The sequence below is a fragment of the Rhodococcus sp. NPDC056960 genome, from assembly GCF_042674125.1.
Classification (GTDB): domain Bacteria; phylum Actinomycetota; class Actinomycetes; order Mycobacteriales; family Mycobacteriaceae; genus Rhodococcus_F.
In genome coordinates, this window is the sequence record NZ_JBHURF010000004.1 from 68463 (window position 1) to 85240 (window position 16778).

Below are 16778 nucleotides of genomic sequence, written 5' to 3' on the forward strand. Positions count from 1 at the left end.
CCGTCAGCCGGCGTCCTGGATGCGACGCCAGGGCGTCGCCTGCTCGAGTTCGAACGCCAACTCGAGCAGGGTCCGCTCGTCGCCGTGGTCCGCGGAGAAGTGCGACGCCAGCGGCAGCCCGCGGGCGGTCTCGTGCAGGGGAAGCGAGATGGCCGGCCCGCCCGACGCATTGTTGAGCGGCGTGAACGCCGTGTACGCGATCAGCTTGTCGAACAACTCCTCGAAACTCTGTGTCGGCGAAAGGTATCCGAGCTTCGGCGTGGTGTGGGCCAGGGTCGGTGACAGGATCACGTCGTACTTCTGGAACATCTCCGCGTAGTCCCGGTACGTGCGGCGCAGCCGGTACAGCACCCGCGGAGTCTTCGCGATCTTCTTGCGGTACATCGCGGCGAGTCCGCGCGTCAGGTTGTCGGTGGCGTCGCGGTCGAAGTCCGGTCCGAGCATGCGCTTGCCGTTGCCGGAGATGACGAACGACAGGAACCCCCAGTAGATGCAGAAGTCCTCGACGAACGAGGGCCCCACCGGCATCGGGCACTCCTCGACGTGATGCCCGAGATCCGCCAGCAGATCCGCGGTCGCGTGGACCGACTTGCGGGTCTCGTCGTCGGTTCGGGTCACGGTCACCGAATCGACGACCACGCCGACTCTCAGCCGGGTGCGGGCCGGCCCCTCGACCAATCGGATCGGCGGCAGATCGGGATTGCGGTAGTACCGTTCGGCGGCCGCCATCCACCGTGCGGTGTCCCGGACCGACCGGGTGACGGCGCCCTGCGCGATGATGCGGATCGGCAACGTCTTGTCCATGGCGTCGGGGACCGTCCGGCCGCGGGACGGTTTCAGTCCGACGAGCCCACAGGCGGCAGCGGGAATGCGGATGGATCCGCCGCCGTCGTTGGCGTGTGCGATCGGCACCACACCCGAGGCGACGAGCGCGGCCGAACCGCCGGACGACGCTCCCGGCGAGTACGCGGGATTCCACGGGTTGTGCACGGGTTCGGCGTCCATGAATTCGGTGGAGGCACTGAACCCGAACTCCGGGAGGCGGCTCTTCCCGAGCGAGAGCAGTCCCGTGGACAGGTACTGGGTGACGAAGTCGCTGTCGGCGGCGGCGGGCCGCGCGACGAACGCGACACTGCCGTGCTGCGTGGGCAGGCCCCCGACGTCGACGTTGTCCTTGACGACGGTCGGCACTCCCGCGAACACGCCCTCGTGCGGGCGGTCCGCCGCCGCGAGCGCGCGGTCGAAGTCGGCGAACGCCAGACCGTTCAGGGCGGGCCCGACCGCCTCGGCGCGGGCGATCGCGGCCTCCGTCACCTCGCGGACCGACACCTCCCCGGCGGCGATCCGGGCCGCGAGGCCGGTGGCGTCGAGGTCGCCGAGCGCGTCGTCGCGGAAGGCGTGGACGACGGTGTCGTTCCGGGTGGGGTCGCTGGACTCGGTCACTTCCGAAGCCTATTGGACGCTCGGCCTGCTCGGACGCGAATTCCGGTCCCGAAACGAGCACGGGCGCCCGGAACACTCGATGGTGTTCCGGGCGCCCGTGGCTGCGAGAAGCGGAGAACTAGACGATCAGACCCGCGGTCTGGGTGCGTGCCTTCTCGAAGCGAGCGGCGACGTCCGCCCAGTTGACGATGTTCCAGAATGCCTTGACGTAGTCGCCCTTGACGTTCTGGTAGTCGAGGTAGAAGGCGTGCTCCCACATGTCGAGGAGCAGCAGCGGCGTGAGGCCGATCGGGATGTTGCCCTGCTGGTCGTACAGCTGGACGATGAGCAGGCGCTGGCCGATGGAATCCCAGGCCAGGATGGACCAGCCGGAGCCCTGGATGGCGTTGGCGTTGGCCGAGAAGTGGTTGCGGAAGGCGTCGAAGCCGCCGAACTGGTCGTCGATCGCGGCCGCGAGCTCACCGGTCGGCTTGTCGCCGCCGTCCGGGGACAGGTTGTTCCAGAAGACGGTGTGGTTGGTGTGGCCGCCCAAGTGGAAGGCGAGGTTCTTCTCGTGCAGGTTGACCACGGCCGGCAGGGTGTCGGACTCGCGGAGCTCGGCGAGCTTGTCGAGGGCCGTGTTGGCACCGGTCACGTACGCGGCGTGATGCTTGTCGTGGTGCAGTTCCATGATCTTGCCGGAGATGTGCGGCTCGAGAGCTGCATAGTCGTACGGGAGTTCCGGCAGCGTGTAAACAGACACGAGGGTCCCTTCATCAACGGGCTGTGAGCCCTGGTGTGTTCCGGGTGCCGACGGCACGTGAGCACGTGCCTGACACCCGCCTGTGGCGAAATCGTTCTCGGGTATATACCCAATCTCATTGGTACACCCTGCGCAACAGTTGGGGTCACGGAGCGATTCCCGGACGATAAAGTTCGGGCACCCGAAAAAACCCTCCCGCGGCCACACTGAATGTCGTGAGAATTCGTCCGACGGGTGAACGGAACCTTAAGCTGACGCGATGCCTTCGCTGACACCTGTTGCAGATTCGCATGCGGCCGCGCCGCGTGTGGAACTCACGGGCGCGAATCTGCTCCGCTTCTTCGCAGTTCTGGCCGTGATTTACTCGCACATCTCGTTCTATCTCATCGACGATCTCGGAACCGGATGGTGGTTCATCGACGTCGTCTATCAGATATTCATCGAGCGCGGCGGTCTGAACCAGCATCTGTCCTTTGTCGGGGTCGCCGTCTTCATGATGTTGACCGGGGTGCTGATCACGCGTTCGGCCATTCGTTCCGAACCCGGACATTTCCTGTTCAACCGGCTCGGACGCATTCTGCCCGCATTCTGGGTGGCCGTCCTCGCCGCGATCGTGCTGGTGCGCCTGGGTATCAACGGCATGTTCAGCGGGCAGGACGGGGTGTCCAACGTCGACGCGGCCCTGAGTTTCTTTCTCGGCGGCTTCTTCCTCAAACCCGAGGTCGCGGTGCTCGGGGTCACCTGGACCCTGGCCGTGCAGATCTTCTTCTACTTCGCCTGCGTGGCGGCGCGCCCGGTTCTGCGCACCCTGCCCATCGCGATGCCGATGGCCGGTGCCGCGGTCTGCGCGCTGATCCTGCTGTACAACCTGTACGCGCCGCAGCCGTACACGGTGCCGATGCTGTCCAAGATCGCCGCGACGCTGCCCGCCGTGTTCCTCGGGCAGATCATCTACCTCGGCTGGGCGCGGCTGGCGGACTGCCGGTGGATCGTCGTCGCCGGACTCGCCCAGGTCGAGGTCATCCGGCTCGCGACCGACTTCCGGGTCTACTGGGCGGGCGATCACTACCTGTGGACCTTCGCCGTCGTCACCGCGTGCGTCGTGCTGGTGGGCCGATACGACGGGCCCGCGGCGCACTGGGCCGTCGTCCGGTGGACGGCGACGCGCAGCTACGCGATCTACCTCGTGCACACCCTGATCCTGTACCGCGTGTACGAGCACACGGTCGGGGCGTTCGGTGAGACCGGCGCGGTGGTCGCCTTTCTCGTGGTGACGGCGCTGGTGGCGGAGGGCCTGTACCGGTGGGTGGAAGTCCCCGCGACGCGGTGGGTCACGGCGCGCGGCGAGCGGATGCGCGCGCAGGCCGCGCTCGCGGCGGAGTCCGCACAGGCACCGCGCGTAGCATCGAATCATGTCTTGGTACGACGAGCTTCTGGGTCGAGCAGCCGCTAAGTCCGTGATGGTCACCGCCGAGGACGCGCTCCCCGGACGGCAGCAACCGATCCCGGTTCCGGCGACGCATTACGTCAACGGGCACCCCCTGCAACCCCCGTTCCCCGAGGGAATGCAGACCGCGGTGCTGGGCATGGGATGTTTCTGGGGCGCCGAGAAGGAGTTCTGGCAACTCGACGGCGTCTACACCACCGCGGTGGGATACGCCGGCGGGTACACGCCCAACCCCACCTACGAGGAGACCTGCACCGGTCGCACCGGGCACACCGAGGTGGTCCTCGTGGTCTTCGATCCGAAGGTCATCTCGTACGCCGAGATCCTCAAGGAGTTCTGGGAGAACCACGATCCCACGCAGGGCATGCGGCAGGGCAACGACCAGGGAACGCAGTACCGTTCGGCCATCTACACGATCGACGAACAGCAGGTGGAGATCGCCGAGGCCACCGGTGAGGCCTTCGAGAAGAGGCTCGCCGACGCCGGATACGGGGCGATCACCACGGAGATCGCCCCGCTCACGCAGTTCTACTACGCCGAGGACTACCACCAGCAGTACCTCGCGAAGAACCCCGGCGGCTACTGCCCCGTGCACGCCACCGGCGTCAGCTGCCCCGTCGGGCTGCTGAAGCAGGACGAGGTCCCGGCGCAGACCGACATCCTGCCGCCGTCGTAGATTCGCGGTCTCAGCCACGGGTGGCGGACCACGTGAGCACTGCGGACGCCGCGATGGCGCTGACGGTGCGCACGTGGTTCCACCCGGTCCATCCCGACAGGTAGTCGCGCCAGTACGCCGCCGAACCGGCCGCGGTGGGATCGATCGCGTCCAGCGCGTTGTTGTGCGGCACGTGGTAGACGATGGTCAAGACGATCCCCACGAGGTAGAGCAAGCAGGCGATCACCGCACAGCCGGCCGAACCGTCGTGGCGCACCACGCTGACGACGACGAGCGCGATCGACGTCAGTGCCGTGCCGAACAGCGCCGTCATGAACCAGAAGTTCGGCGCCTCACGGTTGATCGCCTGCATCGCCGCGATGCCCTGGGCCGGCTCCAGCCGGCCGAGCCCGGTCATGATGAACGTGGAGAACGCGAACATCACGCCGCCCACCACGCCGGCGCCCACCGCCGTGACGACCGTCAGATAGCGCTCCATGATCAGACCCTCCAGACCCCGGCCGCTGCTGCAGCGCGGACGTAGTCGGAGAAGTCGCGGGGCGCGCGCCCGAGTGCGCGTTCCACCCCGTCGGTGAGTGAAGCGTTGCGCCCGTCCAGCACTTCGTCGAACAGGTAGGTGAGCAGGCCGATCGCGTCGGACGGTACCCCCTGCCCGGCCAGCGCCGTCGAATACTCCTCCGAAGTGACCGGGGTGTACCGAATTTCGCGTCCCGTCGCCTCCGAGATCTCGGCGACGGCGTCGCCGAACGACAGCAGTCGCGGCCCGGTCGCTTCGTACAGTTGGCCGGCGTGACCGCCGCCGGTCAGTGCGGCGACGGCGATCTCGGCGAGGTCGTCCGCGTCGACGAACGGTTCGAGCACGCGCCCGTCGACGGGCAGCGCGAGTTCGCCGGCGAGCAGGGAGTCGAGCATGAAGCTCTCGCCGAAATTCTGGCCGAACCAACTGGACCGGAGGATCGTCCAGTCGGCGCCCGCCTTGCGGATCGCGAGTTCGCTACGCTCCGCCTCGGTTTCGCCGCGGCCGGAGAGCAGGACGAGGCGCCGGGCGCCGTTCGCGACGGCCAGGCCTGCGAACTCCTCGACGACCTCCGCCGCCCCCGGCACCGCGAGATCCGGGTAGTAGGCGATGTACACCGAGGTGATTCCGTCGAGCGCCGGCCGCCACGTGTTCCTGTTCTCCCAGTCGAACGGGGGACGGCCGGAGCGGGAGCCGTTGCGCGCGGGCACCTCTGCGGCGGCGAGCCGGGCGAGGACGCGGCTGCCGACCTTGCCGGTGCCGGTGAGGACGAGTGTGTGCGGTGTTGTTGTCATGCATTTCAGTCAAGACGGCGACGGTGAGACTTTCCATGGTTGAAACACGCTGATCCATACGCGAGCGTCTACGCTGGACGGGTGGATCCTCTCGCCGGTCTCATCAGTGGTCCCCGCGCCGCCGGCGCGTTCGTTCTCCGCTCGATCATGGAACCGCCCTGGTCGCTGCAGATCGACGACCATGCGCCGCTCAGCCTCGTCGCGATGGGCCGCGGCGAAGCGTGGATCCTTCCGCACACCGGCGAACCCGTGCGGCTCACCGAGGGCGACGTCGCGATCGTCCGCGGACCCGAGCGGTACATCGTCGCCGACCATCCGGACACGCCACCGCACGTGATCATCAACCCCGACCAGACCTGCACGACGCTCCGCGGGGAACCGCTCGCCGAGGCGATGGACCTCGGGGTGCGCACGTGGGGAAACAGCCCCGACGGCCGCACCGTGATGCTGACCGGGACTTACCAGACTCCCGGCGAGATCAGCCGCCGGCTGCTGTCCGCGCTCCCAGAACTCGTGGTGCAGCGCCGCGCCGACTGGGATTCCCGGCTCGTCACCCTGATGCACGACGAGGTGGTGCGGGACGAGCCCGGACAGGAGGCGGTGCTCGACCGGCTGCTCGACCTCCTGCTGATCGCCGTGCTGCGCGCGTGGTTCGCCCGACCGGCCGCCGAGGCGCCCTCGTGGGTGCGGGCGCAGGGCGATCCGGTGGTGGGAAAGGCGATGCGCATCCTGCAGAACAACCCGGCGCACCCGTGGACGGTGGAGTCGCTCGCCACGGAAACCGGCATGTCGCGCGCCGCCCTCGCACGCCGTTTCACCGAACTCGTCGGCGAACCGCCCATGACCTTCCTCGCGGGCTGGCGGCTGTCGCTGGCCGCGGACCTGCTCCGCGAACCCGACGCGACGGTCGCGTCGGTGGCGCAGCGGGTGGGGTACGGCAGCGCATTCGCGCTGAGTGCGGCGTTCAAACGGGTGCGCGGGGTGAGCCCCAGGGAGCATCGTGAGATGGCGGGCAGCCGATGAGTGTATTACGGCACAGTGCCCAAGGACACACCGGATCCGCTTGATCTTGTTTGCCTTGCGTACGACCCTGGATGGTAGGGAATCGTCGGCGAGAGGACCGGATCCGAAATGTGGAACAACTCTCCATCACGGAGGCTGCGCAAGCGGTCGGCTCGTCAGCGGCACAACCCTCTCGTCCGGCGCTCGGACCGGATCGAGAACATGCTCACCCTCGCAGTCGTGGTGCTCGCATTCGCGATGCTGCCCATCGCCATCCTCGTCGGCGCCCGGACCATCGACAGTCAACTGTCGCTGGCGGAGAAGCAGGTCACGGATTACCGCACCGTCTCGGCCACGACGCTCGCCGACTCCACCGGCGTCTCCATGACGTCCGACGTCGCACCCTCGGGTGTCGACACCGCCCCCGCCAAGTGGACGTGGGGTGACGAGACCCGGCACGCCGACATCACCGTCGATCCCGCCACCCCGTCGGGAACCAAGGAAGACATCTGGGTCAACGCCGACGGCAACCTCACCACCGAACCGATGTCGCCGTCCGCGGCACGAGTGGCCGGCGTCATCGCCGGACTGTTCACCTGGTTCGCGGTGATGATGATCGCGCTGTCCGGCTTCCTCATCTGCCGCGCGTCCCTGAACCGCTCCCGCGACGCCCAGTGGGACCGCGACCTGCGCCAGTTCCTGGATTCGACCACCCGGCACTGAACCCGGACCGCCCGGCGACGCCCGGGCGGCCCCACCTCCGCCTAGCTCAGTTGCGGAACGACGTCGCTCGCGACCAGTTCCAGGTGGTCGAGGTCACCGAGGTCGAGGGTCTGCAGATAGATCCGCTGCGACCCGGCCTCCGCGTAGCGGCCGATCTTGTCGACCAGTTCGGCGGGCGACCCGGCGAGACCGTTCTCCCGCAGTTCGTCCACGTCCCGTCCGATGCTCGTCGCACGTCTCGCGATCTCCTCCTCCGTGCGCCCGCAGCAGAGGACGAGCGCGTTGGAGTACACCAATTCGGTGGGGTCGCGATCGATCGCTTTGCACGCGAGCCGGACCCGTTCGAACACGTCCCGCGTCTCGCCGACGGACTGGAACGGGACGTTGAACTCGTCCGCGTACTTCGCCGCCAGAGCCGGTGTCTTCTTCTTGCCCGTGCCGCCGATCAGGACCGGCGGTCCCTGCGGCTGCTTCGGCTTCGGGAGCGCAGGCGAATCCTTGATCGTCAGGTGCGTGCCGTCGTAGGCGAACGTCTCGCCGAGCGGAGTGCGCCACAACCCGGTGATCACGGCGAGCGATTCCTCGAGCCACTCGAACCGCTCCTTCAGCGGGGGAAACGGAATGCCGTACGCCTGGTGCTCCTCCTCGTACCAGCCGGCGCCGATACCGAGATCGACGCGTCCGCCGCTCATCTGGTCGACCTGCGCCACCGAGATCGCCAGCGGACCGGGATGCCGGAACGTCGCGGACGTGACAAGCGTGCCGAGCCGGATCGTGGACGTCTCCCGGGCGAGACCGGCCAGCGTGATCCACGCATCCGTCGGTCCGGGCAAACCCTCGGTGTTCATCGCGAGGTAGTGATCCGACCGGAAGAACGCGCCGTAGCCGAAGCGTTCGGCGGCCTGCGCGACCGCGAGAAGTTCGTCGTAGGTGGCACCCTGCTGGGGTTCGGTAAAGATTCGCAACTCCATGAGAGCCACTCTGCCCGATCCGTGACCGGTCCTGCCGCAAGGCCCTCGGTGCGCTATACGCTGAATTCATGGCGAAGATCCCACTGACCCTGCCGAAACCGCTGGCCGACAGGCTGCCCGACGCATTCGGAGGCTCCGGCGGCGGGGTGGTGCCGGTCGTGCGACTGCAGGGAATGATCGCGTCCGGCGGTGCCGGGTTCGGGCGGGTGCTGAACGCGGAATCCGTCGAGGAACCGCTGCATCGCGCGTTCACCGCGCACGGCGCGAAAGCGGTGGCGCTGCTGATCAACAGCCCCGGCGGATCGCCGACACAGAGTGAATACATCGCCGCCCGCATCCGTCAGCTCGCCACCGAACACGAACTGCCCGTGCTCGCGTTCTGCGAGGACGTCACCGCGTCCGGCGGCTACTGGCTGGCCTGCGCCGCCGACGAGATCTACGCGACCGCGACGTCCGTCGTCGGCTCCGTCGGTGTCATCTCGGCAGGCTTCGGATTCTCCGAACTGATCGACCGCCTCGGCATCGAACGGCGACTGCACTCGGCCGGCGAGGCCAAGGCCCGCCTCGACCCGTTCTTCGCGGAAAAGTCGGAGGACGTGCAATGGCTCGAACAGATCCAGGAAGGCATCCACGACGAGTTCCGCGACTGGGTGGTGGGCCGCCGCGGAGAGAAATTGACGGCAGGCGACACGGACCTGTTCAACGGCGACGTCTGGCTGGGACGCCGCGCCGCCGAACTCGGCATCGTCGACGGCATCGGCACACTGCGCGAAGTGGTGGAGAAGAAGTTCCCCGACGCCACCCTCGAGATGACCGGGCCACGCCGTTCCCTGTTCGCGAAGCTCGGCTTGCCGGCCGCCTCGTGGGACGAGGCGGCCGCAGCGATCGTCGGCGCCGCACACGCCCGCGTCGCCTGGTCGCGGTACGGGCGGTAACTACTTCGGCACGACCACCCCGACCGGGCCCACGCCGACGCACAGCGACAGATCGCGCGTCAGGGTGCTCACCCGCACATTCCGGCCGCCACCGGTGAGCCGGACGAACACCGAATTCGCGCCCTGGTGCACCGGCACCCGCACCGGGTTGCCGACCTCCATCGCGACGGCGATCTCGCCGTCCGCGTCCGCCAGGTAGTTGAGCTGCACCGTCCACTCCCAGCCGGTCAGCGGGCCGTCGAGGGGGATCGGTACGAAACTGCGCCGGTCCACCAGGTGCCCGCAGTCCGGGACCGGGCCGGGTTCGATCGCGCGGACCCAGGTGACCTGGGCGTCGACCACCCTGCCGACGTCGTCGATCATCCGGAGGTCGGGGGTGCTGTCGGAGAACGCGGGCCGGTCGCGCAGCGGGGCGAGAACGCGGCTCACCAGGTTGTTCGGGTACGCCACCGGGAGCAGCACCCAGAAGGATGCGGGCTGCTCGAGGATCGGCGCGTCGGAGCGGTCCGCGAGCGATGCCCGCGCGGTCGCGAGATAGTCCGTGGTCGGGTTCTCCTCCCAACTCCGCGTGAACGTGTACGTCGACCACAGGCTGCTCGCGACGAACGCGACCACGACCGCGACGACCACCGGCGGTCGCACCCGGACCGGGTCGGTCCGGCGCCGCGGCGCACGGACGATCAGCGCGACGGCGATCGCGAGGATCACCGCGGTGTCGGTGAAGTACCGCAGCGTCTGCGCGAGTTCGTAGGTGGTGTCGGCGCCCCACCGGGTGACGACCATCGCGGTCACCGACAGCAGGAAGTACGCGGCCGCGAGGATCCACACCCAGCCGATGCGGCGCTTCAGCCGTACGGTCGCGGCAACGGCGACGACCAGGACGACCCAGCCGACCACCTCCAGCGCCGTCGACGGTGTCGCCCACGGGGGGCTCGGTATCCACCGATCCCACGTCCACGGTCCGCCCACGAACGTGGGCAGGAGTCCGAGCGACGTGCTGTGGTGCAGCAGTTCGATCGCGCGCGACGCGCCCGCCCACTCCCACCGCGACGCCACCGTGGAGAAGTAGATCGCGGCCCACACCGCGAGCACCGCCGCCGACGGGATCCACAGGGCCGCACCTCGGCGCAGCGTCGACCGCACCGGCCGCGGTCGCCCGTCGATGTGCGCGAGCAGGGTCACGGTCGCGAAGGCGACGAACGGAACCACCACGGACTTCTCGAAGAACAGCAGCGACGCGACCAGCACGAGCGTGCCCGAGATCGCGTACCGTCGCCGCCCGGTGCGGCACAACTTCACGGCGTCGCCCGCCACCCACGCCAACCCGATCTGCAGGGGCAGGGCGTTGAGCGCCGCCGCCCACCACGCGAACGCGGGCACGGTGAGCGGGGAGAACAGATAGAGCGCCAGCGGAACCAGCATGACGGGCCGCAGCCCGAGAAGTGTGCGCAGCAACCGGAAGACCGCGTACGACGCCACCGCCTGCAAGGCGATCATGGTCAGCACCGGGAGGATCCACTGATACGGCGCGAGCCGCGTCGCGACGCCCGCCACCACGAAGGCTCCCGGCATGAGGTGACCGTCGTGGTCGTAGAGCAGGAGGTCGCCGGACAGCAGTGGGAGGCTTCCCCCACGTCCGGCGAGGATCAGGTCGTCCCAGTAGAAGTCGCTGCGGGCGGCCACCCACGTCCGGACGAGCAGTTGTATCGCGACGAGGCTCGCGGCCACTTGGAGGACACGGGCGGGCCGGAGGTGCCACCGCGTTCCGACGTCGTCCGTCATCGTTTCCCGAGATTACAGATCGGGTGGAACCAAACCGCGCCGGGCTGCGTCAGATCAAGTGTCGGGGCAAATTCACCCCGGCACAGGTGGGGGAGACGACGGCCGGTCCGGAGTTCTCGGGTCGCTTCGCGGGCGATCCGAACTGGAGGGGTAATTCCGGGCCGAGCCGTCGGTCACCGACTCCGATCGTTCACCGAGCTGCGATGTCAAATTCATCCACCGTTGTGGACCGTTCATCCGAAGCTGTCAACAATCCCGGATCCACACGCGCTCTGACCTGTGTATGAGCACTTCTCGCGCTGTCCATAACTGTGTATGAACCTGTGGAAACTGTGGATAACTCGGCATTTCTCGTGGTGCAGCTCACACATTCTCCCCAAAAAGGACGATTCGGTCGTGGGCTGCCCGCACTCTCGGGTCGTGACAGAATCGGCACTGTGAAGTGGGTGCGGAGGGGATGAGCGTCGTCGTTCAGGTATGCGCGCGCTGCGCCGCGCGGTGGCCGGTCGTCGGCGGGCCGGCGCAGTGGTGCCCACGCTGCCACGGCGTGCTGCTCGCGCCGATCCGGACCGACCATCATCAACCGCCGGCAACCCGGGGCTTCCGCTGGATCGCGCGGTCCCCGCTGCGGCGAAGTGGTCTCGCGGCCGAGCCGCCCGCCCCCAGCCCCACCCCGCACTACACCGAGATCCCGCGCTGGGGCCTCCACGACCCGGTCGTGACGCCCTCCACGCGCCGCAACTGGCCGGAACTGCTCGCCGACAAGGCGGCCTTCCTCCTCACCGTCACCGCCGGCCTGTACACCTTCGCCGTGCTCGCCGAACTGGGCCGGTACGGCGTCCTCATGCGGAACCGGACCCGGTTGATCGATCCCACCCTCCTCGCCCTGTCCGACATCGCGGTGTTCGTCGGTCAGGCCGGCGGAATGCTGTTCGCGCTGCTGTCCGGTGCCGGTGGCGTGTGCTGGCTGCTGCGGATGCGCCGGCGCACGTTCGCCCGGGCGAAGAAATCCGACCCCCGCACCTCCACCGAGGTAGTCGTCGGGTGCGCGGTGCCGGGCCTGAACCTGGTGATGCCGGGTGTGTTCCTGCTCGAGGTGATCCGCCGCGACCCCCGCGCCGTCCTGCTGGTCCGCGCCTGGTGGAGCCTGTGGGTGTTCGGCGCCGTGCTCGTCGTCTTCAACTGGTTCTGGCGGTCCCGGCCGGGGTTGCAGGCCATGGCCGACGGCGTCCTGCTCTCCGCGTTCACGGCACTGGTCGCCGCCACCACGGCCGTCCTCGCGCTGATGGTGCTTCGCCGGCTCGAGGGCCGGACCCTGAAGGGAACGAAGGAACCGGTCACCCGCTGGGTCGTCGCCACCGGACCTCCGCCGCAGAAGGAGACGGATCCGCACGCGGAGAAGAAGCCCGAGGTCACCGACCGGGAAGCCCTCGCCTCGTGAGCCCCGACCGGCGCGGACCCCTCGTCGTGGCGCACCGCGGCGCCTCTGCGGCCAAGCCGGAACACACGCTCGCGGCCTACGAACTCGCGCTCGAAGAGGGCGCGGACGGTCTCGAATGCGATGTGCGGCTCACCCGCGACGGACACCTCGTGTGCGTCCACGACCGCACCGTCGACCGGACGTCCACCGGAACCGGCGTCGTCAGTGAGATGACCCTCGACGAACTCGCCGAGTTCAACTACGGCACGGAAGACGAGCCCGCCGAACTCCTCGAACTCAGCGCCCTCATTGCCCTCGCCCTCGACTGGTCGGCGCGCCCGGTGAAACTCTTCATTGAAACCAAGCATCCGGTGCGGTTCGGCGGCCTCGTCGAAAGCAAGGTGCTCGCCGAACTGCAACGGTTCGGCATCGCCGCGCCGCCGTCCGCCGACCACTCCCGCGCCGTCGTGATGTCGTTCTCCGCCGGGGCGGTGTGGCGGATCCGCAGGTCCGCGCCGATGCTCCCCACCGTCCTGCTCGGCGAATCCGCCCGGTACCTCGGCGGGGGCGCCGCGACCACCGTCGGGGCCACCGCAGTCGGTCCGTCGGTGAAGACGCTGCACGAGCACCCGGACATCGTCGACAAGGCTGCCGCCGCGGGACGCGCCACCTACTGCTGGACCGTCGACAACCGCAGCGACGTCGAGCTGTGTCGCGAACTCGGGGTCAGCTGGGTGGCCACCAACCACCCCGGCCGCACCAAGAAGTGGCTGGCGTCCTGACCGGACCGGCGACGGCGTGTAGGTTTTGGCGTCGTGGCAAAGAAGAGCAAGAGAAACAGTGGTCCGAAGCCCGGTAGCGCCCGCGCCGAGAAGCTCGCGCAGCGGCAGGCGGAACGGGAGAGCGCCGCGGCGGCCGTGACCCGGCCGTTCGAAGGCCTCGCCGCCGAATGCGATCTGGTGGCGCTGCGCGAATTCGTCCCGTCGGCGACCGCGCCGCTTCCCGTCAAGGATTCGTCCCGGCCGGTGACCCTGGCGACCGTGCTGCCCGGTGCCGTCGCGGCGCTGGTCCGCGACGAGGGCGACAGCGCAACCGGCTTCGTCGGTGTGCAGGTCCAGGCGCATTCTGCGGATCTCGGCGCCGACCTGGCCGCGTCCGTCGCCTGGGTCCGGGACGCCGCCGCCGGCGAGTCGCTGTCCTCCGCCGAACCGGGACCGGAGACCCCCGCCCTGGCCGACGTGATCGACGCCGACGCGGCGCTGGACATCACCGTGCACCAGGATTTCAACTGGTGGCTCCCCGAGGGCGTGGAACCGGCCCCCGAGGTCGCGACCACGGTCCAGCATGCGAACGCGGCGATCATGCCGTCTGCGCGCGTCGAGGCCGAGGGCGTCGTCGCCGCATGGTGGGTCGACGCGGGCGAGAAGGCGCACATCCGCTGGGTGCGCCCGGAGAACGAGGACGATCTGATGCTCGCGCTCGCACGAGTGCACGCGACCGGTGGCCTGCACCTCGGTGAGGGTTCCCGGTACGCCGGGTCGTTCCGCACCCACGGCCTGCTGGTTCCGGTGTTCGACCTGGACCGCGAGAAGCATGCGAACGAATGGGCCGCGGGCACCGTCGAACTCGGTCAGCGGCTGGCCGAGGCCCTCGCCGTCGACGCGCCCCTCACCACCGAGGAACGACGCGCCCGCGACGGCCTGCGTGGACGGCAGGTCACCCTGCGGTAGGCGCTCCGCGCCCGTGCGCCTTTCTGGTAGCTGGAACAACCAGAAAGGCGCACGGGCGGCGAAGCCGCCTAGATGGACCCGCCGGCAGCGTGCGGTGCTCCGGAGGTGTCTGCGACACCGCTCATTTCGCGTGCCACGAACTCCTCGAGATCGAACAGGTTGCTGCCCGCACGGTCGGCGATGGTCAGCAGCGTCGTCATGCTCGCGACCTCCTCGACCTGCTCCTTGAGGAACCACTGCATGAACTGCTCGCCGAGGTAGTCGCCCTCTTCGCGGGCGGTGCTCGCCAGTTGCACGATCTGCTCGGTGACCGTCTTCTCCTGGGTCAGGGCGAGGGCGATCGGCTCACGCGCGTTCTCGAACTGGCCCTTCGCGGCGTCGACACCCGACAGCTCCACGGAAATGTCGCGGTCGAGGAAGTACTGGACGATCATCATGGCGTGGTTGCGCTCTTCGACGGCCTGCTTGTAGAAGTGCTTGGCCAACTGCGGCAGGTCCGCATTGTCGAAATAAACGGCAGTCGCGATGTATTGGTGTGACGCGTTGAATTCGTTGCGAATCTGGTCGTGGAGCAAGGCGTGGAATTTCGTCTTGTGCGCGTCAGTCAAAGTCATGAAGCGGATAATATCGCTGGTCAGAGCACGTGTCATCCAAGCTGTGCCTTATTTTGGGAAGCGTTCCCAAACTAAAGTCAACCTAAATTCGGGATCATTCTGGTGACGTTTTCCTCACATGAACTGGCAACGGATGCCGCACCGGAACGTCGCAATTCGCGTCGGCGGGCTCGCACCCGCGTATAAAATTCACAGCGATCTGACGACGCGGCCCGGAGGGGCAGGCCAATGTTGAGACGACCCACCGCATGGATAGCGTTGATTCTCGGTGCCCTCTTCCTGGGGGCGGCGATTCCCGCCCCAGCGCAGGCCGACCCGTTGTATCCCTGGCCCGACCCCGACCCGTTCTACGCGGCTCCGGCCGATCTCGGCGTCCTTCGTCCCGGCGACGTCGTGCGCACCCGACGGATCGACACCTGGATGTACGCGAACTCCGACGGCTGGCAGATCGCGTTCCGGTCGACGAACTCCACGGGACATCCGATTCTGGCGGTCACCACCGTTCTGCTTCCCCGCGGCGTCGCGAATCCGCCGCTCGTGTCGTATCAGGCCATCGTGAATTCACTCGGGACCAAATGCGCCCCGTCGCATTCGTTGTTCAACCTGGAACTGCAGGAATCGCCGGGCCTGTACCTGGGATTGCAGCGCGGGTGGGCCGTTTCCGTGCCCGATCACCTCGGGCCGACCGGGGCGTACGGCGCCGCGAAACTCGGCGGGATGATCACCCTCGACAGCGTCCGCGCGGTGCAACGGGTGGCCGAACTGGGGTTGACGCACAGCCCGGTGGCGCTGGCCGGCTATTCCGGGGGAGGGATGGCCAGCGCGTGGGCGGCGGCCCTCGCGCCCAGTTACGCACCGGAACTGAAGATCGACGCGGTGGTCGCGGGCGGAATTCCCGCCGACCTCGAGCAGATGGCGCTGGGGCTGGGGTTCAATCCCCATCCGGGGTTCGGGCTCGCGTTCGCCGCCGCGATCGGCCTGGAACGCGAGTACCCGGAACAGTTGCCGATCTCGTCGCAGCTGAACGCGACCGGGCTGTGGCTGCGCGAATGGATGTCGAACGAATGTCGTCGATTCCTCTTGTTCCACGGCGCCTTCCGCAGCGCCGGACAACTTGCCGCCTCCACCAGCCTCATGGCGAGTTCGGGCGCGCATCAGGTGCTGCGCGAGAACAGTCTGCGGTTCTACGAGGGGGTCCCGACCGCGCCCCTCTACCTGTGGCACGGCACCCTCGACGGACTGACTCCGTTCGATTCGGTCGCGGAGACCGCGCGCCGCTATTGCGCTGCCGGGGCCAGGCTGACGTTCGTCCCGTACGAGATCTCCGAGCACATGACGACGGCCGTCGTGGGCTTCCCCGACGCGTACGAATACGTGGCTGCGCGGTTCCGCGGCGAACCGGCGCCGACCCGCTGCTGAGGCGTGTGGGTCAGGCGCTGCCGCCCGCTCTCTTCGGCGCACCCGGCCGGACCGGTGTGCTGCCGTTCATCTCGCGGGCGATGAAGTCCTCGATGTCGAACAGGTTGTCGCCCGCGCGATCGACGATCGTCAGCAGCGTGTGCATGCTCGCGACCTCCTCGACCTGTTCTTCGAGGAACCACTGCATGAACCGTTCGCCGAGGTAGTCGCCGCTGTCGCGGGCGGTCCGGGCGAGCGCGGTGATCTGCTCGGTGACCTCACGCTCCTGCTCCACGGCCAGTGCGACGGGCGCGCGCACCGACTCGAACTCGGTGGTCACGTCGTCGATGCCGGGGACCGCCACGTGGAGGTTGTTGTCGAGCAGGTACTGGATCATCATCATCGCGTGGCCGCGTTCCTCGGCGGCCTGAGAATAGAAGCGGTGGGCCAACTGCGGGAGATCGTGCGAATCGAAGTAGACGGCCACCGCGATGTACTGCTGCGACGCGGTGAACTCGTGACGGACCTGCTCGAGCAGGAGGGCGTGGAACTCGGTGGGGGTCTTCGGCGCCGGTTGAGACATG

General features: G+C 68.2%; 17 protein-coding genes. 9 read left to right on the top strand and 8 right to left on the bottom strand.

Translation table 11 applies throughout. From position 1 onward, the window contains the following. Positions 1-3: 3 nt before the first annotated feature. Positions 4-1443 (bottom strand): amidase, encoded by a 1440-nt coding sequence (locus ACFTWF_RS07535; protein WP_378460635.1) that lies wholly within the window; start codon positions 1441-1443, stop codon positions 4-6. A gap of 118 nt (positions 1444-1561) precedes the next feature. Beyond that, complete coding sequence (locus ACFTWF_RS07540) at positions 1562-2185, bottom strand: superoxide dismutase (RefSeq protein WP_012691075.1); 624 nt, start codon at positions 2183-2185, stop codon at positions 1562-1564. A gap of 259 nt (positions 2186-2444) precedes the next feature. Here ACFTWF_RS07540 and ACFTWF_RS07545 point away from each other — a divergent pair, with 259 nt between their 5' ends. Continuing rightward, the gene (locus ACFTWF_RS07545; RefSeq protein ID WP_378460636.1) at positions 2445-3638 is read left to right on the top strand and encodes an acyltransferase family protein; all 1194 of its coding nucleotides are present in this window, start codon (positions 2445-2447) and stop codon (positions 3636-3638) included. Beyond that, a complete protein-coding gene (msrA, locus tag ACFTWF_RS07550) occupies positions 3598-4308 on the top strand; it encodes a peptide-methionine (S)-S-oxide reductase MsrA (protein WP_378460637.1) in 711 nt (236 codons plus the stop codon). Before ACFTWF_RS07545 ends, msrA begins: the two co-directional genes overlap by 41 nt. A gap of 10 nt (positions 4309-4318) precedes the next feature. Here the strand turns inward: msrA and ACFTWF_RS07555 are convergent, their stop codons facing one another. Continuing rightward, positions 4319-4786, bottom strand: a complete 468-nt coding sequence (locus tag ACFTWF_RS07555) for a DUF1772 domain-containing protein (RefSeq protein WP_378460638.1) — start codon at positions 4784-4786, stop codon at positions 4319-4321. 2 nt (positions 4787-4788) lie between these two features. Next, entirely contained in the window at positions 4789-5619 is an 831-nt protein-coding gene (locus ACFTWF_RS07560) for an NmrA family transcriptional regulator (RefSeq protein WP_378460639.1), read from the bottom strand. Positions 5620-5700: 81 nt separating this feature from the next. Between ACFTWF_RS07560 and ACFTWF_RS07565 the strand changes: the two genes are divergently transcribed. Beyond that, complete coding sequence (locus ACFTWF_RS07565) at positions 5701-6642, top strand: AraC family transcriptional regulator (RefSeq protein WP_378460640.1); 942 nt, start codon at positions 5701-5703, stop codon at positions 6640-6642. Positions 6643-6843: 201 nt separating this feature from the next. Next, on the top strand, positions 6844-7344 hold the full coding sequence (locus ACFTWF_RS07570) for a hypothetical protein (RefSeq protein ID WP_378460641.1): 501 nt from the start codon (positions 6844-6846) through the stop codon (positions 7342-7344). 41 nt (positions 7345-7385) lie between these two features. Here ACFTWF_RS07570 and ACFTWF_RS07575 read toward each other — a convergent pair whose 3' ends face one another. Then, entirely contained in the window at positions 7386-8315 is a 930-nt protein-coding gene (locus tag ACFTWF_RS07575; protein WP_378460642.1) for an LLM class F420-dependent oxidoreductase, read from the bottom strand. Between the two features lie 68 nt (positions 8316-8383). Between ACFTWF_RS07575 and ACFTWF_RS07580 the strand changes: the two genes are divergently transcribed. Then, complete coding sequence (locus tag ACFTWF_RS07580; RefSeq protein WP_378460643.1) at positions 8384-9250, top strand: S49 family peptidase; 867 nt, start codon at positions 8384-8386, stop codon at positions 9248-9250. Here the strand turns inward: ACFTWF_RS07580 and ACFTWF_RS07585 are convergent, their stop codons facing one another. Then, a complete protein-coding gene (locus tag ACFTWF_RS07585; RefSeq protein WP_378460644.1) occupies positions 9251-11032 on the bottom strand; it encodes a hypothetical protein in 1782 nt (593 codons plus the stop codon). A gap of 457 nt (positions 11033-11489) precedes the next feature. On the opposite strand from ACFTWF_RS07585, the gene ACFTWF_RS07590 reads away from it, so the two are divergent. Genes ACFTWF_RS07590 through ACFTWF_RS07600 form a run of 3 tightly spaced genes read left to right on the top strand, consistent with a single transcriptional unit; the run spans position 11490 to position 14182 of the window. Continuing rightward, positions 11490-12473 carry a DUF4328 domain-containing protein gene (locus tag ACFTWF_RS07590; RefSeq protein ID WP_378460645.1) on the top strand — a complete coding sequence of 328 codons (984 nt, stop codon included), beginning with the start codon at positions 11490-11492 and terminating at the stop codon, positions 12471-12473. Next, on the top strand, positions 12470-13234 hold the full coding sequence (locus ACFTWF_RS07595; protein WP_378460646.1) for a glycerophosphodiester phosphodiesterase: 765 nt from the start codon (positions 12470-12472) through the stop codon (positions 13232-13234). The genes ACFTWF_RS07590 and ACFTWF_RS07595 overlap by 4 nt, the downstream gene beginning before the upstream one ends. A 33-nt stretch (positions 13235-13267) precedes the next feature. Further along, a complete protein-coding gene (locus ACFTWF_RS07600) occupies positions 13268-14182 on the top strand; it encodes a DUF5926 family protein (protein ID WP_378460647.1) in 915 nt (304 codons plus the stop codon). 68 nt (positions 14183-14250) lie between these two features. On the opposite strand, the gene ACFTWF_RS07605 is transcribed toward ACFTWF_RS07600, so the two are convergent. Then, positions 14251-14796, bottom strand: a complete 546-nt coding sequence (locus ACFTWF_RS07605) for a ferritin (protein WP_378460648.1) — start codon at positions 14794-14796, stop codon at positions 14251-14253. A 228-nt stretch (positions 14797-15024) separates the two neighbouring features. Here ACFTWF_RS07605 and ACFTWF_RS07610 point away from each other — a divergent pair, with 228 nt between their 5' ends. Beyond that, positions 15025-16215: a lipase family protein gene (locus ACFTWF_RS07610; protein WP_378460649.1), complete on the top strand. Its 1191-nt coding sequence runs from the start codon at positions 15025-15027 to the stop codon at positions 16213-16215. 10 nt (positions 16216-16225) lie between these two features. Here the strand turns inward: ACFTWF_RS07610 and ACFTWF_RS07615 are convergent, their stop codons facing one another. Continuing rightward, positions 16226-16777, bottom strand: a complete 552-nt coding sequence (locus tag ACFTWF_RS07615; protein WP_378460650.1) for a ferritin — start codon at positions 16775-16777, stop codon at positions 16226-16228. Position 16778 lies beyond the last annotated feature (1 nt).